The organism is Vibrio sp. FE10 (assembly GCF_030297155.1).
GTDB lineage: Bacteria > Pseudomonadota > Gammaproteobacteria > Enterobacterales > Vibrionaceae > Vibrio > Vibrio apostichopi.
Map to the genome: position 1 here is coordinate 2,665,262 of NZ_AP028067.1, position 19,663 is coordinate 2,684,924.

Annotated in this window: 21 protein-coding genes and 3 pseudogenes; 13 read left to right on the forward strand and 11 right to left on the reverse strand. The window is 40.6% G+C overall.

Going from position 1 to position 19,663, the window contains the following annotated elements:
- The first annotated feature begins 517 nt into the window (after positions 1-517).
- Positions 518-1,984, forward strand: a complete 1,467-nt coding sequence (locus tag QUF19_RS11830) for an EAL domain-containing protein (protein WP_171763025.1) — start codon at positions 518-520, stop codon at positions 1,982-1,984.
- A gap of 363 nt (positions 1,985-2,347) precedes the next feature.
- Here QUF19_RS11830 and QUF19_RS11835 read toward each other — a convergent pair whose 3' ends face one another.
- The gene (locus tag QUF19_RS11835) at positions 2,348-2,644 is read right to left on the reverse strand and encodes a hypothetical protein (RefSeq protein WP_286293883.1); all 297 of its coding nucleotides are present in this window, start codon (positions 2,642-2,644) and stop codon (positions 2,348-2,350) included.
- On the reverse strand, positions 2,604-2,705 hold the full coding sequence (locus QUF19_RS26490; RefSeq protein WP_434784910.1) for a hypothetical protein: 102 nt from the start codon (positions 2,703-2,705) through the stop codon (positions 2,604-2,606). Before QUF19_RS26490 ends, QUF19_RS11835 begins: the two co-directional genes overlap by 41 nt.
- A 710-nt stretch (positions 2,706-3,415) precedes the next feature.
- Between QUF19_RS26490 and QUF19_RS11840 the strand changes: the two genes are divergently transcribed.
- From QUF19_RS11840 to QUF19_RS11855, 4 genes are all read left to right on the forward strand, one after another.
- Positions 3,416-4,252: an IS5 family transposase gene (locus QUF19_RS11840; protein WP_171763028.1), complete on the forward strand. Its 837-nt coding sequence runs from the start codon at positions 3,416-3,418 to the stop codon at positions 4,250-4,252.
- Between the two features lie 80 nt (positions 4,253-4,332).
- A complete protein-coding gene (locus QUF19_RS11845; protein ID WP_171763026.1) occupies positions 4,333-4,938 on the forward strand; it encodes an autotransporter outer membrane beta-barrel domain-containing protein in 606 nt (201 codons plus the stop codon).
- A gap of 267 nt (positions 4,939-5,205) precedes the next feature.
- Positions 5,206-5,367 (forward strand): hypothetical protein, encoded by a 162-nt coding sequence (locus tag QUF19_RS11850; RefSeq protein ID WP_286293886.1) that lies wholly within the window; start codon positions 5,206-5,208, stop codon positions 5,365-5,367.
- Complete coding sequence (locus QUF19_RS11855; protein ID WP_286293887.1) at positions 5,349-6,122, forward strand: IS5 family transposase; 774 nt, start codon at positions 5,349-5,351, stop codon at positions 6,120-6,122. The genes QUF19_RS11850 and QUF19_RS11855 overlap by 19 nt, the downstream gene beginning before the upstream one ends.
- A gap of 135 nt (positions 6,123-6,257) precedes the next feature.
- Here QUF19_RS11855 and QUF19_RS11860 read toward each other — a convergent pair whose 3' ends face one another.
- From QUF19_RS11860 to QUF19_RS11880, 5 genes and pseudogenes are all read right to left on the reverse strand, one after another.
- Entirely contained in the window at positions 6,258-6,683 is a 426-nt protein-coding gene (locus tag QUF19_RS11860; RefSeq protein ID WP_171763051.1) for a hypothetical protein, read from the reverse strand.
- 9 nt (positions 6,684-6,692) lie between these two features.
- A complete protein-coding gene (locus QUF19_RS11865; protein ID WP_171763052.1) occupies positions 6,693-8,174 on the reverse strand; it encodes a hypothetical protein in 1,482 nt (493 codons plus the stop codon).
- Between the two features lie 216 nt (positions 8,175-8,390).
- Positions 8,391-8,522: pseudogene (locus QUF19_RS11870) on the reverse strand (IS3 family transposase); the annotation flags it as partial.
- 47 nt (positions 8,523-8,569) lie between these two features.
- Complete coding sequence (locus tag QUF19_RS11875; RefSeq protein ID WP_286293892.1) at positions 8,570-9,343, reverse strand: IS5 family transposase; 774 nt, start codon at positions 9,341-9,343, stop codon at positions 8,570-8,572.
- On the reverse strand, positions 9,325-9,486 hold the full coding sequence (locus QUF19_RS11880) for a hypothetical protein (protein WP_286293886.1): 162 nt from the start codon (positions 9,484-9,486) through the stop codon (positions 9,325-9,327). The genes QUF19_RS11875 and QUF19_RS11880 overlap by 19 nt, the downstream gene beginning before the upstream one ends.
- A 268-nt stretch (positions 9,487-9,754) precedes the next feature.
- Between QUF19_RS11880 and QUF19_RS11885 the strand changes: the two genes are divergently transcribed.
- From QUF19_RS11885 to QUF19_RS11905, 5 genes and pseudogenes are all read left to right on the forward strand, one after another.
- Complete coding sequence (locus QUF19_RS11885; protein WP_171762952.1) at positions 9,755-9,898, forward strand: transposase; 144 nt, start codon at positions 9,755-9,757, stop codon at positions 9,896-9,898.
- Between the two features lie 417 nt (positions 9,899-10,315).
- Entirely contained in the window at positions 10,316-11,779 is a 1,464-nt protein-coding gene (locus QUF19_RS11890; RefSeq protein ID WP_286293901.1) for a serine protease, read from the forward strand.
- Positions 11,780-12,013: 234 nt separating this feature from the next.
- A pseudogene (locus tag QUF19_RS11895) lies at positions 12,014-13,164 on the forward strand (IS3 family transposase).
- Between the two features lie 298 nt (positions 13,165-13,462).
- The gene (locus QUF19_RS11900; protein WP_171762950.1) at positions 13,463-15,130 is read left to right on the forward strand and encodes an Eco57I restriction-modification methylase domain-containing protein; all 1,668 of its coding nucleotides are present in this window, start codon (positions 13,463-13,465) and stop codon (positions 15,128-15,130) included.
- Positions 15,131-15,850, forward strand: a complete 720-nt coding sequence (locus QUF19_RS11905; protein ID WP_171762949.1) for a PaeR7I family type II restriction endonuclease — start codon at positions 15,131-15,133, stop codon at positions 15,848-15,850. It begins immediately after the preceding gene.
- A 29-nt stretch (positions 15,851-15,879) separates the two neighbouring features.
- On the opposite strand, the pseudogene QUF19_RS11910 reads toward QUF19_RS11905, so the two are convergent.
- From QUF19_RS11910 to QUF19_RS11920, 3 genes and pseudogenes are all read right to left on the reverse strand, one after another.
- Positions 15,880-16,053: pseudogene (locus QUF19_RS11910) on the reverse strand (regulator); the annotation flags it as partial.
- A gap of 341 nt (positions 16,054-16,394) precedes the next feature.
- Positions 16,395-16,697 (reverse strand): type II toxin-antitoxin system RelE/ParE family toxin, encoded by a 303-nt coding sequence (locus tag QUF19_RS11915; protein ID WP_171762948.1) that lies wholly within the window; start codon positions 16,695-16,697, stop codon positions 16,395-16,397.
- Positions 16,697-16,957 (reverse strand): type II toxin-antitoxin system Phd/YefM family antitoxin, encoded by a 261-nt coding sequence (locus QUF19_RS11920; protein ID WP_016799688.1) that lies wholly within the window; start codon positions 16,955-16,957, stop codon positions 16,697-16,699. Before QUF19_RS11920 ends, QUF19_RS11915 begins: the two co-directional genes overlap by 1 nt.
- A 217-nt stretch (positions 16,958-17,174) precedes the next feature.
- On the opposite strand from QUF19_RS11920, the gene QUF19_RS11925 reads away from it, so the two are divergent.
- From QUF19_RS11925 to QUF19_RS11935, 3 genes are all read left to right on the forward strand, one after another.
- Entirely contained in the window at positions 17,175-17,714 is a 540-nt protein-coding gene (locus tag QUF19_RS11925) for a recombinase family protein (RefSeq protein ID WP_286293922.1), read from the forward strand.
- 78 nt (positions 17,715-17,792) lie between these two features.
- Positions 17,793-17,963 carry an acetyltransferase gene (locus QUF19_RS11930; protein ID WP_286293924.1) on the forward strand — a complete coding sequence of 57 codons (171 nt, stop codon included), beginning with the start codon at positions 17,793-17,795 and terminating at the stop codon, positions 17,961-17,963.
- Positions 17,963-18,361, forward strand: coding sequence for a type II toxin-antitoxin system death-on-curing family toxin (locus QUF19_RS11935; protein WP_286298880.1), 399 nt, complete (start codon positions 17,963-17,965; stop codon positions 18,359-18,361). The genes QUF19_RS11930 and QUF19_RS11935 overlap by 1 nt, the downstream gene beginning before the upstream one ends.
- A gap of 181 nt (positions 18,362-18,542) precedes the next feature.
- Here QUF19_RS11935 and QUF19_RS11940 read toward each other — a convergent pair whose 3' ends face one another.
- The gene (locus QUF19_RS11940; protein WP_286293925.1) at positions 18,543-19,496 is read right to left on the reverse strand and encodes a coiled-coil domain-containing protein; all 954 of its coding nucleotides are present in this window, start codon (positions 19,494-19,496) and stop codon (positions 18,543-18,545) included.
- Positions 19,497-19,663 lie beyond the last annotated feature (167 nt).

A 19,663-nucleotide genomic window follows, 5' to 3' on the forward strand; every position in this document is an offset into this window, starting at 1 on the left:
GAGAACCACGGTTAATGAGTGATTGGTTGTATTGCTTCCAGTTGGTTGTTTTGTAACGAGGTTTAGGAATAGGGCTACGAGAGGGAGGGAGTGAATGTAGCTGAACAGATCGTAGATTATTGATTTGGTTGTATTAAATTTACGTAACAAAGCCCACTTTCGCCATTAGTCAGCTGCATAAGCAGCTGTACTGACTGAAAACAGACATTAAAAAACTTAGGGGCTTTGTTCGAGCGCCCCTAGACATCAAAGATCCTAAGGAATAAAAAAGCAAACACCAACCTCGTGACGGTGTTTCAACACATCCTAAACCGTAATGGAGCGCACGGCTTTACGCTTTTTTATGTATCAATCACAGAGTGGCGCATCACCACTTCCTTTCAGATTAGAAAGTCCATATAGCAAGGGGGGGCAGCAGTAAAAACACGAGCGCAACTAAGAACACTAACAATTTGGAATTTCGTCAGAAAAGAGCTATTAATTATACAACAGTGTCACAAGTTAAGGACTAATATTAATGATATCAGGCATTTCAAAAAGAAAAGTATTACTTACCTTAGGGGGCGTAATAGTTATTGGTGTAACCTCATTTGAGGTTACACTCTACACATATTCTACGTTGTTTAAACAGAACTTTCAGAGCGCGTTTCACAAAGGATTTCAACAGCAGCTTAACGACACCTCACAGCGAATCATCACTTTATCGTCTGATTTAAGTGTTTGCGATAAAGATGCCATAGTTAGACTAAGAGACGAAGAGTTCTTTGACTTGAACTCTCGACTAATTGGCTGGTTAGAGGATAACCGTCAGGCGTGTACCAGCCGACCTGGTTACAGCCATGTGATAATTGAAAAACCTAATATTCTGAATCGATACATTTACGAAGAAGACATAGAGTTAGACGTAATATCACTGCTTGATGGTCGCTCACAGCTAATGTTGACGAAAAAAATCGGTGACAAACGTTGGTTCTCATTATTAGAGCCATGGACTCTGTATTTTAGTGCTCATGACTGCCAAAATTGCGCATCGGTCAGCATTGGAAAGCAACCTGGTCATCCGGTGGGTTTTTACCTAGGGGACATCCCTGTTTCGTTCAAGTTCAACATCAAGACCATCCACAACTTTTATGCTAAACATGCCTTCATTTTAAGTGTGGTTTCCATCTGTTTCTATATATTCGTCCTTAGTTATATTGTGATTTGGAGGAAAAACCAACATCAGTCGCCCCAAAACCGCCTAAAGCTAGCCATCCATAATCACGAAATCGTACCGCATTTTCAGTTAATTGTGGATTCAAGAGACAATAAAAGACAACACTGTGAAGTACTTGCACGTTGGACACACGGACAGGGGATTATGATGCCCAACGTATTTATTCCGTTGGCGGAATCAACGGGATACATCGATTTAATTACCGTCTCCTTACTTAATCAAACACGGATAATGGTAAAAGAAAATAACACGATATGTCAGGAAATTATCTTTAGTTTTAATCTCACGCCTTCTCAACTAGAGCGTCCTGAATTTGTGCAAGAGCTGCTGGATTTTTGTCATCCGTCTCCTCCATTTAAACTCGCCTTTGAAATCACAGAAAGGGAACCATTTCAAGATCCCAAAAAAGCACGATTAGTAATGCAGAAGTTATCCCAGCTCGGTGTTCTTTTCGAGCTTGACGACGCGGGGACAGGCTATGGAAGTTTCTCATACATACAAGAATTAGGTTTTGATATTTTAAAAATTGACAAAATGTTTGTTGACACAATTATGTCAAATAACATCAAGATTAACGTCTTAGACGGCATCATAGAATTTGGACACACTGCGAATATAACCATGATAGCTGAAGGCGTCGAGTATGAAGAACAAGCAGATTACTTACGGAAAAAGGGCGTGTTTCTACATCAGGGCTATTACTATTCGAAGCCATTAAATCAAAAGGCATTTTTGAACAAACTGTCCACCACAGAACTCGTTAATTAAGTTTTATCGAAACCGTGAAGGCTAACGATTGTCAGCCTTATGAGTACTTCGAATCGGCTTTGTTTCCGTACTCAACCCACCCTGCCTTTTGATGTCATTAGGCAGCTCGATAGCTCTCGGGCATACCAAACTGCGTAAATCGATTTAATATTGATGCCGCTAGAATCATTTCCTGTTGTTGATTATTAAAGTCTCTACTGTGTAATTTGGGGCCAACAATTGTTTTGTAACGGTGCATCGTATTCTCTGAGACATTCCGTTTTCCATACTGCTTTGTCTTTTGCCAGCACATGGGACCTAAGGAAGAGTACGCCACAAAATTACTCATCCTTTTCGGTTATGGGCGTCGTCAGCATACAGGTTTTATTTGGGAGGAATGGTTATGTCAGTCTCTGGGAATTCGCTCGTTAATGCGTCATAGACGTCATCGGTATCGTACATTTTATCTGCTGAAATATGGTCAACGTCCACATCAACTTGCCCACATAACACGAATAATATGCTCATCACCGACAGCAAAGTGCGCTTTGCGTTAATCTCATGTTTTCCCTGATGCCATTCATCCTTACCAAATTCTTTAAGGCCAGTGGAGTCAATGGCTATCGCAGCTAAACCTTCATCAGGTTTGTCTTTTTTTGAATGTTGGCGTCTTAAGTTCAAGCTTGCAGAGACGCTTTGATAGACACGAAAAGTCAGGACAGGAGAAGTTTGTGTCGCTCATATCCTTGAGAAGACTATCGATAAAGCCTTGAATCTACCAGAGAGGTTGTTTGAATACGAGTCTCAAATAATGGCATGCCATGAGTGTGCTGTTGGATATTTTGGTGATGACCCAGTGCCATCGTAAGTGCATTGCTCAGTTTGTCAGTTCTCTATAATGTCGTCGGGTAACCAGATATCAATGCGCCCCCCGATCACGCAGACTTAGGTTGTATTCGGCATAATTGCTTTGCCGATAGGTGGGCTTTTTGAAATTATGACGTCTGGATTCGTTGTATTTGTAAGGCATGGTTATTGAGCTAGATATGAAGATATATGGCAAGGCTAAAGGAAGACACGCTCAAATCAAAATTGATGATTTAATTAGCGCGTCAACAAAGCCACTCAACTCTTGCCATCCTTACCTTGACATTCGCCTCACCATGATCTCAATTGTAATCGCTAGATGACGTGGTTGATCAGATCGCAATTTCATTATTTATTTCCGTCGAATTACGCAACAAAACCACAAGCACCTCTATAGGGTGTTCAAGCCTTCTGTGATAATAAAAGGTTATAATTGATATTCCTGGTAAGCCAGGGTTGATGATGTAGTCTATTATAAATATGATTTAGCGGTTGTTTTTACAGGTTAAATTGGCGTTGTTGCTTAAATCAGTTGAACCTTTTCCAAGTCCTGTGATCCTTTATGGTAGTTAGAACGGTGGTGACATAGGTAAAGCGGAAAAGAAGATAACTAACTGGGCGGAATACAATAAGGCTCTGTGCAAGCGTGGTAGAGGTTTCCAATATTCTGATACCGCGATTGAAACTGCTTTGATGATTAAGGGGATCTTCTCTCTGCCATTACGTGCTCTTCAAGGCTTTATTGATTCTATCTTTGAGCTATTGGATGTTCCACTGACGTCCCCTGACTACACCTGTATCAGCAAACGCTCGAAGACAGTTCAGGTCAAATATCGCAATAAATCCAAAGGAGATATTCGCCATATAGCCATTGACTCGACTGGTCTCAAAGTTTTTGGCGAGGGTGAATGGAAAGTGAAAAAGCATGGTGCCGAAAAACGCAGAACTTGGCGCAAACTGCACTTAGCTGTTGATGTAGAAACTCATGAGGTTATTCGTGCAGAAGTCAGTTTTGTAAGTTTTGGCGATAACGAAGTGCTGCCAACATTACTCAACCCTTTACGTAGAAAGATCCATACAGTATCTGCTGATGGAGCATATGACACAAAAAGTTGCCATGAGACTCTGAAAAATAAGGGCTGTACTCCGTTGATACCACCTCGAAAGAATGCGGCTCTTTGGGAAGGTGGGCATCCCAGAAATGAAGCTGTAGAGGCTCTTGAAAACGGAACAATAACGGAGTGGAAATCTGAGTCTGGTTACCACTATCGCTCAATATCTGAGACTGCAATGTCTCGATATAAAGGACTAACTAGCGGTAAATTGAGCTTGAGATGTTACAACGTTCAAGTGGGAGAAGTCATGGCGAATGTCAAAGCTATAAACAAAGTCATAGGACTAGGTATGCCTGTTAGAAGCTAACTATTAGTCAAATATGGCGTCGTTGAACCTCAAGCTGATTTGAGCAACAATGCCGGTTAAATTTATCAAAAGAGAAAATTATGAGAAATATACTAGTAAACAATCTGGTAGCTCTGATTGTTAGCACACCATTTATCGCCAATGCATCTGACAATTATAATTACTTTGTTGGACTTGACGTTGGAACTCGAATTAGTGGGAAATTAGAACAGCAAAGACAATATTTAACAGGAAGTTATGAGGGGGTTGAGACTTCCAGCTACGATTTAAGAGCTCAACCTATCGTCGGTCTTAATTCTGGTGTAATTATAAATAATAACCACCGTATAAAAATGAGTTTTGTTTACGATGATATCAAACCGGACGATGCTCCTGAAGGAGTCGATCTCGGTGTTATCTCTATAAATTACGATTATATTTTACCACTCTTTGAAAAGTTGAGCTGGACTACTGGGGTGCATATGGGCTATGAATTTGCCTTTGATAACGACTTAAATGATATACACGGCACGATCGGAGGTGTACAAACAGGTATAGACTATAAATTTGCAAAAAACTGGAGTCTAGGAGGTGAAATTTCTTTAACTACCCATGAACAACAAAATCTTTCAAATAATTATGTTTATAGAACTGTAAAAATAGAAGATGATGTTGCATTAATAACAAATATCCAATATCACTTCTGATCTCAGTTAAAGGGTAGACAGGGAATTAGTAAATTACCCTACGTTAAGGATTTGGCCAACGGTACTCACCAGTTAATGCAATGTGCTCCTAGCTCAAAGGCGATATATGTTTAGCATTTGCCTTTAATGGCGGTTGATGCAGCTATACAAGTGTCGATATATGGGTTTTATCATGGCTTTGTTGACGCGCTCATTAAATCATCAATTTTGATTTGAGCGTGCCTTACTTTATCATAGCCATCTATCTTCGTTTCCAGTTAAAAAATCATGCCTTACAAATACAACCAAAGTCTTCGTGACCGTGGGCGCATTGATATCTGGTTATCTGACGACATCATAGAGAACTGGCAAACTGAGCAACGCTCTTACGATGGCACAGGGTCATCACCAAAATATCCAACAGCACACTCATGGCATGCCATTATTTGAGACTCGTATTCAAACAACCTCTCCGCCAGACTCAAGGCTTTATCGATAGTCTCCTCAAGGAAATGGGTCACACAAACCTCTCCTGTCCTGACTTTTCGTGTCTATCAAAGCGTCTCTCTAAGCTTGGACTTAAGGCCCCAAGATTCAAAAAAACAGACAAACCCGATGAAGATTTAGCGGCGATAGCCATTGATTCCACAGGCCTGAAAGAATTTGGCAAGGGTGAATGGCACCAGGAAAAACATAAAGTTAACGTAAAGCGCAGCTGGAAAAAAGCGCACTTTGCTGTTGATGATGAGCATATTATTCATGGCGCGATATTGACGAAGAAAGACACCATGGACTTTCAGGTTGTCGAGGAATTATGTGAGCAAGTTGATGTGGGCGTTGACCATATTTCGGCAGATAAAATGTACGATACTGATGACGTCTATGATGCTTTAACGAACAAATTTCCAGAGAGTGACATAGCCATTCCTCCCAAAGAAAATCTGTATGCAGACGACGCTCATAACACTAAAAGGATGAGTAGTTTGGTGGCGTATTCTGCCTTAGGTCCCATGCGATGGCAAAAGACAAAGCAGTATGGTAAGAGGAATGTGTCAGAGAATGCGATGCACTGTTACAAAACAATTACTGGCCCCAAATTACACAGTAGAGAGTTTAACAGTCAACAACAAGAAATGATGCTAGCGGCATCAATATTAAATCGATTAACGCAGCTTGGTATGCCCGAGAGCTACCGAGTCGCCTAGTGATATCAAAAGACAGGCCGGGTTGAGTACGGAAACAAAGCCCTTTCACACATACCACTTGAGAATAACTATACGATAGAGCCCTTTCTTGAAGGTAAGGAAGCCTTTAGAATCCTTACCTTCAAATTAACGCTGTTACAACAACTTAAGGAAGCCAAGCGCTCTTTGGTCATCCGAAATTTCTAGGTTTGGCGCATAACGCTTAACCGTCATATGTCCTTTGTCATCTTTAGATATCAATACCGAGTTACCATCAACGGAAAAACCAAGTAGATACTTCATCGCTTTTTGAACACTCCCAGAATTGCCGACTAAAATTAGGTTCTTATAGGAATCCAAGGTACCCTTGTCATAATCTCCATTATCTAGAAGAGATGTATCAACAATCAACACGTTTTTATGGCTGATGTCTATAGCTTTTTGTTTTTCTAGCTTTTCTGCAGTGAGTAATAAGCTTTCAACGAAAGTATCAGCGGTTGGGACATATTGTTCAAATGTAGCCCCAAATGCACTCATTGACATCAGTGTCAATAGTGAGGTAAGCAACAAACTCTTATTCATGATAACTCCTTAATTTAACAGTCCAGTTTTAGCTTGACGAAAACCTTCTTTACAAATGGTGTCTAGCTTGATGATAGATCCTCTAGAAATAGCTGTAACTGGTTGAGGGTTGTCGGTGTAACCTCCCTCATGAGTTTCAATTACATCACTGAAGCTATTTAAACCATCATAAACAGTCAAGGCCGTGCGTGCTAAGTCGTACGTGGTCATAAACCACATTTCTCTCTCACTGCTTTCAGGACAGTTTTGTGAAGTTATGGTTTCTTGCCAGTCTACCTGGTTGGATAAATCAATATTCTTCCAACTTTCTTCACCAATTACAGTGTTCGCATTAGCAAATCGGTCGTCCATTTCTCCACTTTTCTCCAAAGAGGCCTCACTTCTTACGCCTTTTAGAATTATAGGGTCTATACGATACTTCCAGACAGCACCAAAGTTATTCCTCAAGTCATTCCTATCTAGAGAAGTAATTTCCCCCTCTTTCGAAAACTCCTCTGAAAACTCTTGGCTCACGGATATATCAAATCCAGCACTAGGGCCTTCTCCAGAAATGTCTCCACCAGCTGAGAGACTCATTCCAACAGTGCTGCTTGTTCCATGAGTATAGCTTGATGTCGAATCACTCTGGGGGTACATAAACGGAATATAAAAGTTATTGGTGTTACTCTCTCCACCAGGAAGGCATCGAGGATCAGCATTACCATCAGTCGTACATACTTGATAGTAGAAATGAGGAAGAACTTGCTCAATAGCGGTTGAAGTAACTGATTGCTCAGTAGCCTGTAAATATTGAATAGCATCCTCTTTGACTTCCTCATATAGTTCTTCATTACTCCGATCTATTAGAAAAGTTCTAAAACTACTGTTATGCCAAGTATTGGATAGAATATTAGCCCCAGAATTACCCCTATACCAAAAAGTAGGCATAATGGCCCCGTCGGAACTTGGAGAACTATCATCTTGAGTGAACATCTGTCCATAGTCCCCCCAGTGATCATCGTGCCCTGGGCCAATGTTATCATCGTAGTTATATTGACCATATTGTTTCACGAGGGAGGCATCCGATAAATTATAGAGCATATAACGAGCTCTTTTTGTATTTGCCACTGACTCTGAGAGTAAAACGAGAGCAACTTTCTCAGTAACATCAACTTCCTCATCCAACCAGTACTCCCACCGAGCAGCAACTCCCCAGCTTTCACTGTCCTTAATATCATTAAACTTCAACGTAGGATAGCTAGTTTCGACTGTTACAGCTTTACAAAAGTCTTTACTTACAGTCGAATCTGGATATCCATTTGTCTGTAGCCACTCATTCGCTTGGGTAGTAAGACTATTAAATGTCTGACATACGGCCTCAGGATCTACTGAGTTAGCAACACTATCGAACACTTCAGCAGAACCAGTAAACATAGGAGGGGGGGAGCTATTCTCGGCTGCGACAACTGGACTAGTTGCGAGCATCAACAGGTAGTATTTGTTTAGCTTCATAATTCAACTCCTTTAATGGGATTAACGCAATAAATACTAAAAATAAGCCAGACCACTAATACAATAACCTTTTAAACAAAGTTAATAGCAACTGCACTCACATACATTAGAACGTTAAACCTCTGTTACCACTAGTGATAGTTTATAAAATAATATCAATATATATAAACAGCCTTGCATACAGCTTTGTAGACTTGACCAGAATTACTGAAGTGGTCAAGTAAAACTGGCCACAGTTTTATAAGGGAACCAGAACTGTCGTTCTGACTCATTTGGTGTTAATCCACCGTTATATTGATGTGGACGATGCTGGTTGTAATAACCAACTAGGTAATCCGTTATTGCTTGCTGTGGGCTTTGTTTCCGTACTCAACCCACCCTGCCTTTTGATGTCATTAGGCAGCTCGGTAGCTCTCGGGCATACCAAGCTGCGTTAATCGATTTAATATTGATGCCGCTAGCATCATTTCTTGTTGTTGATTGTTAAACTCTCTACTGTGTAATTTGGGGCCAATAATTGTTTTGTAACGGTGCATCGCATTCTCTGACACATTCCTCTTACCATACTGCTTTTTCTTTTGCCATCGCATGGGACCTAAGGCAGAATACGCCACCAAACTACTCATCCTTTTAGTGTTATGAGCGTCGTCTGCATACAGATTTTCTTTGGGAGGAATGGCTATGTCACTCTCTGGAAATTTGTTCGTTAAAGCATCATAGACGTCATCAGTATCGTACATTTTATCTGCCGAAATATGGTCAACGCCCACATCAACTTGCTCACATAATTCCTCGACAACCTGAAAGTCCATGGTGTCTTTCTTCGTCAATATCGCGCCATGAATAATATGCTCATCATCAACAGCAAAGTGCGCTTTTTTCCAGCTGCGCTTTACGTTAACTTTATGTTTTTCCTGGTGCCATTCACCCTTGCCAAATTCTTTCAGGCCTGTGGAATCAATGGCTATCGCCGCTAAATCTTCATCGGGTTTGTCTGTTTTTTTGAATCTTGGGGCCTTAAGTCCAAGCTTAGAGAGACGCTTTGATAGACACGAAAAGTCAGGACAGGAGAGGTTTGTGTGACCCATTTCCTTGAGGAGACTATCGATAAAGCCTTGAGTCTGGCGGAGAGGTTGTTTGAATACGAGTCTCAAATAATGGCATGCCATGAGTGTGCTGTTGGATATTTTGGTGATGACCCTGTGCCATCGTAAGAGCGTTGCTCAGTTTGCCAGTTCTCTATGATGTCGTCAGATAACCAGATATCAATGCGCCCACGGTCACGAAGACTTTGGTTGTATTTGTAAGGCATGATTTTTTAACTGGAAACGAAGATAGATGGCTATGATAAAGTAAGGCACGCTCAAATCAAAATTGATGATTTAATGAGCGCGTCAACAAAGCCGACTGTCAGCGTTGGAAAAAGATCGCTTGAGAGAAAGCAACCGACTTGAAGCTTGCACAATTAGTGGCTCTCATGAGCGAGTTCTGCAGTCAATTAAACGAATGATCCACATTTAGATGATGAAATAAAAGACATTGAATGTGAAATTGACATCATCATTTCGGCTTGTCCCGTTATGAATAAAAACCATGATTTACTAATGAGTGTTGTAGGTATAAGAAAGGTGATGCCGAGAAAGCTGGTGTACTTATTTTCAGCTAAGATCTTCTCAACAGCCAAGCAAGCGGCAGCATTTGTAGGTCTTACGCCAAGCAAATGAGTCTGGCTCATTTAAAGGTAGAACCACATTGAGCGAAATTGGCCCATCTTGAATTCGGTCAAAAATCTTTTTGGCCGCGGTTAGCGTTGGTAAATACAATCCCTATATCAAAGCACAAAAAAGCAACTCGTTAGTCGCTGGTAAAGCAAAAAAGCAAGCGTTAGGTGCTGCTATGAGAAAGCTAATTCAAATATGTTTTGGCGTTATAAAAAATCAGACAAGATATCAGTCTGAATTAACTTTAACTTAAGTTTGTGGTTGCTTCAGAGATATGGTATCTACAATCCAATTAAATTCCTAAAACTGTCGCGAATGTGGACTTTTCTTTACACTAAAACTTATATGCATTTTATGTCATATCTGTTCTTTGCATATATGTTTATGAAGGGAACACCACAAAACAATAAAGGAAATTCAATGAAAGTAATCTTATCTAACCTTGGGCTTGCGATAATATGGTTCTTTTCTTCGCTCGTTAATGCACAACCGCACCTTTTCGTTCAACCAGATCTTCCGGTTATTGCCGATGAAGTGAAACATCAGTTGTCGAACCAAGAGCTGGTTGATACATCGGCTGGTATACGCACACTGCAACTTGAACACGCTGATTCGTCATTCATCAAGCTTCACTTCAAGTCTCTTACTGTACCGAAAGGCAGCGTGTTACGTCTTAAGTCAAACACCAGTAGTGAGGGTGTGGAGTATCGTGACAGCCAAATAGATTGGTTCGCTCAATCGATTTCCAATGATTCTGTCGTCATTGAATCAATCTCCAATTCAAACGGACAGCATGTTCAGTTTGAAATTGATTACTACATGGCAGGTAAAATTGCAGACAAAGAGGCCTTATCGACGCTATCGACTTGTGGCGTGAATGAACGCAAAGATGTTGCTTGCTGGGAAGACTCTCACGCAGACAAAGTAGCTTGGGCAACGCCTGTTGCAAGGCTGCTCATTAATGGTCGCAGCTTGTGTACCGCTTGGCGTGTGGGGCCAGACAACCATATGTTCACTAATAACCACTGTGTCGCATCAGAGTCTGAGTTGAGAAATACCGAGGTATGGTTTAACTATCAGCGTCGCACGTGTGATGGTTCTATGGCGACAATGGTTAAAGTGATGGGAAATAAAATACTCAGCACGGATTATAATTTGGATTACACGCTTTTCACTGTTGATGATTTCGCCAAAATAGCGTCGTTTGGTTACCTAGGTTTGGATGCCGAAGAGCCGATGTTCGGTGATGGAATTTATATTCCTCAACACGGATCGGGTAATCCGAAAGAGTTGGCCATTGAGAGCGATCAAAATGGCTCAGGATTGTGTCAGATCGATGTGGCTTCAGCGAATGGACGAGGGTCAAATACGGATACTGGTTATTTCTGTGACACGATTGGAGGCTCGTCTGGTTCACCGGTTCTGCGAACCGATAACAACAAAGCCATTGCTTTGCATCATTTCGGAGGCTGCGAAAATCAAGGCGTGAAAATCAGTAAAATTTGGCCATTAGTGGCTTCGCATTTCAATGACGCGCTACCTAACGGCTCGGTTGGTGAGCCGAAGAATGAGATCCCAGAAGTGACTTTAGACAGTTTAGTATCCGATATCGCATTGACTTCAGGCGATAAAAAACTGTTTGTACTTAAGGCGGCGAATCGTACAGCTAGTGTTAGCGTTACGATTAAGTCTGGTGTTGGGGATGCGGACCTATACATTCGTTCAGGACAGCAGCCAACGAAAAGTGACTACGACTGTCGTCCGTATCGTTCCGGCAACTTCGAGTCTTGCGATGCACTTAAGGCTGATGAAGACCTTTACATTATGATTAACGCGTTCCGCAGTTTCTCAGGTGTGTCTTTTTCTGTTTCGCAATCTCAATAACCATATTTCACTCGAGATCTCTATTCATATAACGATCACTATCGAACGATCTTGCAGTTAGCAGATAATCCCCATCAACAACGTTGATGGGGATTTTTTATGCTTGAACAAGGCGTGTTGCTTAAATCAGTTGAACCTTTTCCAAGTCCTGTAATCTGATCCTTTATGGTAGTGATCCGCACCAGAAGTTTTGGACACTGAGTTAAGTGAGTACAATCACTAACGAGGTGAACAATGACAACTAAGAAAACACAAATCAAACATGCTCCTGAATTCAAAGCTGAAGCGCTTAAGTTAGCAGACAAAGTCGGTGTCGCTGCTGCTGCACGACAGCTATCGTTATATGAATCTCAAACCTATGGATGGCGTAAAGCCGTCAAAAAAGACGCGAAAATCAGCGATAGAGAAAGAGAACTAGCCACTGAGAATGCCAAACTCAAACGATTATTGGCTGAGCAAGCTGAAGAGCTAGATATCGTAAAAAAGGCCGCCACCTACTTCACGAAGAATCTAAAGTAGATTGCTATGAGTTTATGCTCGAACACCTGATGCAATATAGTATTGTCCGCATGGCTAAGGTGTTTGGGGTTTCTCGAGGTGGGTTTTATTATTGGATTGATAATCGCCATAAAGTCACTCAACGCAACGAGTACCGCAAGCAGCTTGACAGCAAAGTTAGAGAAGCTTTTGATGATAACAAGGAACGCGATGGTGCAAGGCGTATTCAAAAAAACTTGAAGAAAATGGAAATAAACATGATGTTAAAACCATTGCCGCGAGCATGAAGCGCCAGAGTTTAGTCGCGAAAGCCGCCCGTAAGTTCAAATGTACGACAGACAGTAAGCATAGACTTCCAGTTGCCCCGGATTTGCTTGAGCAAGACTTTAATGCGACAGCACCGAACCAAAAATGGGCTGGAGATATTACCTATCTAGAGACAAGCGAAGGTTGGATGTATTTAGCGGTTGTTATCGACTTGTACTCACGGCAAGTAGTTGGCTGGTCAATGAGCACCAGAATGACCGCGACTTTGGTCTGTGATGCGCTATCAAGGGCATTGTTCCGTAGAGGCATGCCCGAAGGGGTGATTATCCATAGTGATAGAGGCAGTCAATATTGTTCAAAAAGGCTACAGATACTTAATCTCAACCCATAACCTAAAACAAAGTATGAGTAGGAAGGGACATTGCTGGAATAACGCCTGTGTTGAAAGCTTTTTCCACTCAATGAAAGTAGAAGCCATCCAATACGAGCCGATAATGACGCGAGAAGAGATGCGCCAAGCGCTTTTTGAATATATCGAAGTTGATTATAATCGAACAAGAAGGCCCAATGCTCTTGGGCATCTAAGCCCAGTTAACTTTGAAAAACAATATGTCGTTTAATGCGGTGTCCAGTCTAACTGGAGCAGATCAGTATCGTCGAAACCGCGAAAGCCAACGGCCTTATCCTCTATGACCACATGGTCAAGTGCATGAAAGAACTGGCGAAAGCCTGCTCTACTCTACACATTTTCAGGGTGTGCATTTCCCCTACCTACCAAAAGTTATCCATTTTCTAATGCAGTTCGTCGTAAACCCCGTGTTGTATTACGGGTAAATTCCACAGAACTCTTTTGTTTCACGACTTCAGTTTGAGACTTTTGTGGTAATATCGTAACAAATACAGAGAGTGAAGATTCAAGTGGAATTAGCTACATCAGAATTGCAAAACCAATCCCTACTTTGGGGTGAGTCGTCAGCAGAAAAAGGCGAAGTATTTACAAAACCAGAGATAGTAGATTTAATGCTTATCGCATCTGGTGTCGTGGATGATCTGACTTCAGTAGGTACACGAATTCTCGAGCCTTCATGTGGTCAAGGGGAATTTATAATTGCCATCGCGAAGCGTATCAAACTCAACTACGAGAGAGTAAACGTAAAACTGCCCTTAGTTCAATTAGTTAATCTAATAAAGGCATATGACATATCTTCTAGCAACATAGACATTGCAAAGAGCAATGTTAGAGCTGTTTTGAGTAGTATTTATACCTCTCAAGAGCTTGATGTAGTTTTAAAAACTTGGTTTATTCACGCAGATTTCCTATTAACGGGTTTCGACGAAAAGTTTACTCATATAGTTGGTAATCCACCTTACATCAGAATCGAAACTATTCCGACGGCCTTATTAGCGGAGTATCGAAACCGTTTTATTACTATGATTGAGCGCGCTGATATCTACATAGCGTTTTATGAGAAGTGCTTAGATCTTCTGTCAAATAATGGAGTTTTATCATTTATTTGTACTGATAGATGGACTAAGAACCGATATGGTGCAGGTTTGCGTAGTAAGATCGCCAAGAGCTTTCAGCTAGATTTGTTTATAGATCTCTACGGCCAAAATGCGTTCACGTCTGACGTCATGACTTATCCAGCAATCACACAGCTTTCAAAAAATAAACAAAAACGAACTTGTGTACTACATAACCCCAATGTAACTTTTGATTTTTCCAATAACGTTCGACAGTGTTTAACCAATGCTAAAGTAAACACTGTGGACGGTGCTGAGCTTATTGTTCGTAATGACCTTGTAAAGGACGATAAGCCATGGCTGTTTGGTTCGTCTGATGAACTCGAAATGCTTTCACGCCTTGAGAGGGAGTTTCCTACTTTAGAGGAAACTGGTTGCTCAGTTTATATCGGTGCGGCTACTGGTAGTAACAAAGTATATATTGTTGATAAAGACTTTAATATTGAAGCAAGTAGAAAGATACCAGTTATCACCGCTAAAGAGCTGAAATCTGGTGTTATCGAGAGCAACACTAATTGTATTATCAATACTTATGACGACAATGGTGTAATTGAACTAGAGCAATATCCTCTCTTAAGAGATTATTTCTTACAGTTTGAAGAAACATTGAAAGGTCGCCACATAGCTAAGATGGCACCATTGCACTGGTTCAAAACGATTGATCGTGTGTATCCAGAACGCGCGGCTGCACAAAAGTTGTTAATACCTGATATTAAGTCAGATCTTTCAGTTATTTTTGATGACGGCTCTTACCATCCTAATAACTCAATTTATTATGTATGCGCCGATACTTGGAACTTATATGCTCTAAGGGCTGTCCTTTTATCTGGCATTGGGCAGATGTTCGTTCAGGTATATTCCACAAAAATATCTGGTGGTAATCTCCGATTTCAAGCTCAACACTTGAGGAAGATACGCTTACCTACCTGGGATGATATTGATTCTTGTATCCAAACTGAGTTAACAAGGATTGGTAGAAGTGAAGACACTGAAGAAGCTAAGGTTTTAGTCGCACGAATTTACTCTATGAACGAAAAAGAAAAACAAATACTTGGAATATAAATGAAACAAGATATTCAAAAAGCCACCAAACTATTTTGGGATGTACGCAAAGCTAAAGGTGTAAGAAGTGGAAAAACACTCGATGGCTTTCGCGATGTTATACAAAGCGTTGTTGAAAGTTCCGGTTTAGAAAATGTTTCAATTTGCGTAGGTAAAAATGACTCACAACTACCCGGCTATTTCCGCCCTCACAAGTCTTGGGACGTTGTTATATTGTCAGATAATAAACTGGTAGCAGCGATTGAGCTTAAATCTCAAGTCGGTTCTATTGGTAATAACTTCAACAACCGGGCAGAAGAAGTTTTAGGGAGTGGCATTGATTTGTTTACTGCTGTTCAAGAAGAGGCTTTTGGTGGTGATGCTGAAGTATTCCGTGGCTATTTGATTCTTGTCGAGGATTCAGAACAAACTAGGAAATCGGCAAAAGTTAACATGAGCCACTTTCAAGTGATGCCGGGATTCTTGAACGATGAAACCGAGCGCACTGCACATCAACGAAATAAAAAGGGTGTCTACTCGCCAATTGCAGGCGTTTCGTACCTGAAGCGTTATGACATGTTGTGTAAGCGCTTAGTATTGAAGAGCCTATATACGGCTACAGGTTTAGTTCTCTTAGATATGGAGAACAAAGGAGATTATCGCGACTACACATCTCAGACAAGTATCGAGACATTTTTGCAGAAATTAAAAAATCACTGTGATCTTCTAGCTACTTATTAATAAGAAGGCTCCATTCGGAGCCTTTTTTCCTACACAATTCTCTTTAATACTCTCGCATACTTCAGAATCTGGTGAGCTACATTTGAAGCGCCTAACTCAAATAATGCAACGCCTATCAACACTTGTTGAGCAGTAACCAGCTGGCCAGTTCGAAGCTCCAAGCTATCATGTCTCATCACGAAGTTTTCCCAACCATCGCAGATGTCAGATAACAATATAGTTTGTCAGTTCACTTGGCGGAGGTGGATGTGAGCCTAGCATATATGATCACAAAATTTTCTTCGATTTTCCGAAATGATAATTGCCTCGAAATCACTTAGATTAAATACTCATTCACATAATGTTAATTTGCACTAAAGTAAGCCGTATAGCTCTAAATTAGCATGCTTACTGACACTGACACTGACACTGACACTGACACTGAAATGTCCAAATATCATTTAACCTAGTTCTTACTCAGTCGGCCTTGCCGGTTAATCATTGTAGCAATGATTAAGGGTCTTTATTTGATGAATGACCATTAGCGGTTAGGGTGTTAATTATATTAACACCGTTGTGAAAAGTGCTTGGCCGGAGACATGTGCTTACCAAGAACGGCTGCAATAATTATGTGATCTTGTTTCTGGATGTAATAAATCACATGGCGCTTTAAAGGAAAACGGAAGTAGTTTTGGCCCACCTCAGAAACCTCTATGCCGAGCAACTTGTTGTTCGCCAGTAATTCCATTGATTGCTTTAGTTCTGAAAAGTAAGTAGTCCATTGTGCTTGCCCCCATCGCTCTAATGTATAGCGACGAATCTCAATCAGATCAGATTGCGCTGAAGAAGAGAGCTTATAGTGCGTCATTAATCAAACTTTCCTTGGTTAAGTGCATTCATGAAATCGTCACCGTCGACTAGTTTATCTGATAGAGCATCGGCTTCTGCTTGTTCGAAGCGTGATTTCACCACCATCAATTTCAGTGCTTCAAGTTGTTCATATTCTTCACAAGACATCATCACCGCAACGGGTGAACCATTCTTATTAATTTGTATAGGTTCACGTTGAACTTTCATCAGTAAGTCGCCAAATTTGGTTTTAGCTGTATTCGCAGTAAGTGATTGCATAATATTCCCCTTTTCGCTCATTATAAACGAATCGAACGATTTAACCAATTTGTATGATTCTGTGATTGGAGGTAATCTAATGTAGTGTCCATAAAGGTGTAACTTTGTGAACATTATCTTTCACCCATCTCAATACTGTCCAATTAGTCTTTAAAATAACATATGTACATGTACACTAATGTTTAATTATCTTAATGTTCACTTTTAGGCTCTTTTCATGAAAATTGGCTATGCCCGTGTCAGCACTCAAGACCAAACGCTCGATGTTCAACTTGAACAGCTTAAACGTATTGGTTGTGACAAAATTTACCAAGAGCAAGCGAGCGGTAAATCCTCTGATAGAAAACAGCTTAACCTGTTGCTGGATTTTGCAAGGGAAGGAGATATTATTCATGTTACCAAAGTCGACCGCATTGCTCGAAATACCATAGATGCTTTGCAAATTGCTGATCAACTAGCGCAAAAGAAAGCTGGTTTGGTCTTTCATGATTTGGGCGATTTAGACATCAATAGCGATGTAGGTCGAGTTATTTACACTACCATATCGGCGTTTGCTGAAATGGAAAGAAAACGAATATTACAGCGCTGTAATGAAGGTAGGGAGCGTGCACGCTCTGAGGGTAGGCACCTTGGACGGTTTCCTGACAAAATGCTTCACCAACGCATTCAAGAGCTTACTGAGCAAGGGATGAACAAGCATGCTATCAGCAAGGAGTTAGGGTGCAGTCGTACAACAGTTTATAAAGTTATAGGATGAAGTGATTATATCTCATTATTTTTTAATGGTAGTTTTGATAGTATAATCAAATTAAATCTGATTTTTTTTGGTGAAAAAATGAATAAGAGAATTGAATCTTATGGCGTAGATGTTGTTAAACGACCTAAGATTAAAGCTACAAGAAAGCTTGATCTTTCTGGTACTTATGGACAGCAGATTGTTAAGTCAGAGTCTAAGTTAGCCTTGAGAACTCATCGTAAGACGTTTGAGAAGTTGGCTGACATGTGATGGATATTATTTGCTTTCCATTTGAGCGAGTCATCGAAATAAATACATTTATATTGGAGAGTGAACCTGGTATGAGTGGGGCTGTTGATATTCCCAAGTTGCAAGGTGCATTAGGTCGAATTGATAATGCAATTGTTTACGATGGCTTAGATGATATCTTTGAAATTGCAGCTAAATATACTACAAGTATTGCGATGTCACATGCCCTTCCAGATGCGAATAAAAGAACCGGCTTAATGGTTGCTTTGGAGTATTTGTCTTTGAACGACTTTGAGTTGACCAGTGATAATGATTTATTAGCTGATGCTGTTCGAGATTTGGTGCTTACTGAGATTTCGGAAACTGATTTCGCTGATATTTTATACGCTCAGTATGCACAGGAAAACAATCTTGCTTAAGCTACCTTTGAGCCTAAAATTTAAAATGATCGATTTTCTCTATCGATCTCCAGTAAAAAAGATCATTTAATTAAAGCTTACTCATTGCAGCAATGAATAAGGCTGTAAATAAATTTGTGTAGTGGTGGTAAACTTTCACTTAATCAGTGGTAAGTTTTGCCGAAAGTTTACCAGTCCATTATTACTTTTGTTGGTATTGAAGCAATTGCCCTTCCAATCTCGCACACTGCTGTTGTGACTCTCCCAACTTATCTTGCAACTGTTGTAGGGACTTCTCGCCATTAGTTAGCTGTGCAGTTAGAGATTCTACTTTTGTTTCAGATTTTGCGTGTTGATTTTGTAAGTGCGTATGGTCTTTAGTGAGGTTTTTTAGCTCCTTAGTTTGTTGACTCATTTGATCATTAAGTGATGCGACGTGCTTCTCACTAGATTGTAATGACTCTTTGGTCATGACTTGTTCTGTAGCTCCGCGCTCAACCTCAGCGGTTAAGGATTCAACTTGACCTTGTAGTTGCTTCTGGGCTTTCTCACCATTGGCCAACTGCTCATTTAGAGATTCGATTTTAGTTTCATATTTTGCGTGTTGCTTCTGCAACTGTGTATGATTTTGAGTTAGCTCTTTTAACTCTTTAGCTTGTTCGTTTAATTGCTTAGTCAAAGACTCAGCTTGTCCTTGAGCTTTCGCCTTATCTGAATCAGCTTGGCTCAACCTAGCCTGAATCTCATTGAATTGCTTTTGTTGCTCGGCTAAGCGTTCGTCACGTTCAGAAATAGTATCTAAAGCCGATTTAGTTTCACTGCGAGCAACGTTCAGTTTTGCACTTAACTGGCTACTTTCTTGCTCTGCAACTTTCAGTCTATCTTGCAGTTCTGCAATTTTTTCTAAAGCATCTTCTAATTGCTCAAAAGCTTTATCTTGCTCTTGGATAGATTCCGCTTCACGTTTGGCAGCATTGGCGGCTCTTTCATTGGCTTCAGCAATCGCGTTATTTAGCCTCTGCTCAACAACATAGTGCGCATGATCATTGATTTGATGAACAACATGTTCAACATCAGCCAGCATCACTGACAACCTTTCTGCAACTTCTGGCGGTAGCTCTTGATGAATAAGGCTTTGTTCCGAATTATCAGGCACTGTAGTGCATATTTCGGAGCTAGCCGACCGCCTATTTCGGTTTTAATCGACCACCAAATCCGTTTTTAACCAACCACTCATTTCGGTTTTAATCATCCACTTTTCGGTGTGTTTCCGAAATCGATGGTCGATTTACCGAAATAAACCTCTTTTCTCTTTTAAATCAA

What these genes read in the sequence shown, in the direction of transcription:
- QUF19_RS11830 (WP_171763025.1), top strand. Translation starts at nt 518, where the DNA reads ATGATATCAGGCATTTCAAAAAGAAAAGTATTACTTACCTTAGGGGGC.
- QUF19_RS11905 (WP_171762949.1), top strand. Translation starts at nt 15,131, where the DNA reads ATGAAACAAGATATTCAAAAAGCCACCAAACTATTTTGGGATGTACGC.
- QUF19_RS11915 (WP_171762948.1), bottom strand. Translation starts at nt 16,697, where the DNA reads ATGACGCACTATAAGCTCTCTTCTTCAGCGCAATCTGATCTGATTGAG.
- QUF19_RS11880 (WP_286293886.1), bottom strand. Translation starts at nt 9,486, where the DNA reads ATGCCTTACAAATACAACCAAAGTCTTCGTGACCGTGGGCGCATTGAT.
- QUF19_RS11865 (WP_171763052.1), bottom strand. Translation starts at nt 8,174, where the DNA reads ATGAAGCTAAACAAATACTACCTGTTGATGCTCGCAACTAGTCCAGTT.
- QUF19_RS11925 (WP_286293922.1), top strand. Translation starts at nt 17,175, where the DNA reads ATGAAAATTGGCTATGCCCGTGTCAGCACTCAAGACCAAACGCTCGAT.
- QUF19_RS11845 (WP_171763026.1), top strand. Translation starts at nt 4,333, where the DNA reads ATGAGAAATATACTAGTAAACAATCTGGTAGCTCTGATTGTTAGCACA.
- QUF19_RS11935 (WP_286298880.1), top strand. Translation starts at nt 17,963, where the DNA reads ATGGATATTATTTGCTTTCCATTTGAGCGAGTCATCGAAATAAATACA.
- QUF19_RS11930 (WP_286293924.1), top strand. Translation starts at nt 17,793, where the DNA reads ATGAATAAGAGAATTGAATCTTATGGCGTAGATGTTGTTAAACGACCT.
- QUF19_RS11890 (WP_286293901.1), top strand. Translation starts at nt 10,316, where the DNA reads ATGAAAGTAATCTTATCTAACCTTGGGCTTGCGATAATATGGTTCTTT.
- QUF19_RS11920 (WP_016799688.1), bottom strand. Translation starts at nt 16,957, where the DNA reads ATGCAATCACTTACTGCGAATACAGCTAAAACCAAATTTGGCGACTTA.
- QUF19_RS26490 (WP_434784910.1), bottom strand. Translation starts at nt 2,705, where the DNA reads ATGAGCGACACAAACTTCTCCTGTCCTGACTTTTCGTGTCTATCAAAG.
- QUF19_RS11850 (WP_286293886.1), top strand. Translation starts at nt 5,206, where the DNA reads ATGCCTTACAAATACAACCAAAGTCTTCGTGACCGTGGGCGCATTGAT.
- QUF19_RS11860 (WP_171763051.1), bottom strand. Translation starts at nt 6,683, where the DNA reads ATGAATAAGAGTTTGTTGCTTACCTCACTATTGACACTGATGTCAATG.
- QUF19_RS11855 (WP_286293887.1), top strand. Translation starts at nt 5,349, where the DNA reads ATGGCATGCCATTATTTGAGACTCGTATTCAAACAACCTCTCCGCCAG.
- QUF19_RS11875 (WP_286293892.1), bottom strand. Translation starts at nt 9,343, where the DNA reads ATGGCATGCCATTATTTGAGACTCGTATTCAAACAACCTCTCCGCCAG.
- QUF19_RS11885 (WP_171762952.1), top strand. Translation starts at nt 9,755, where the DNA reads ATGAATAAAAACCATGATTTACTAATGAGTGTTGTAGGTATAAGAAAG.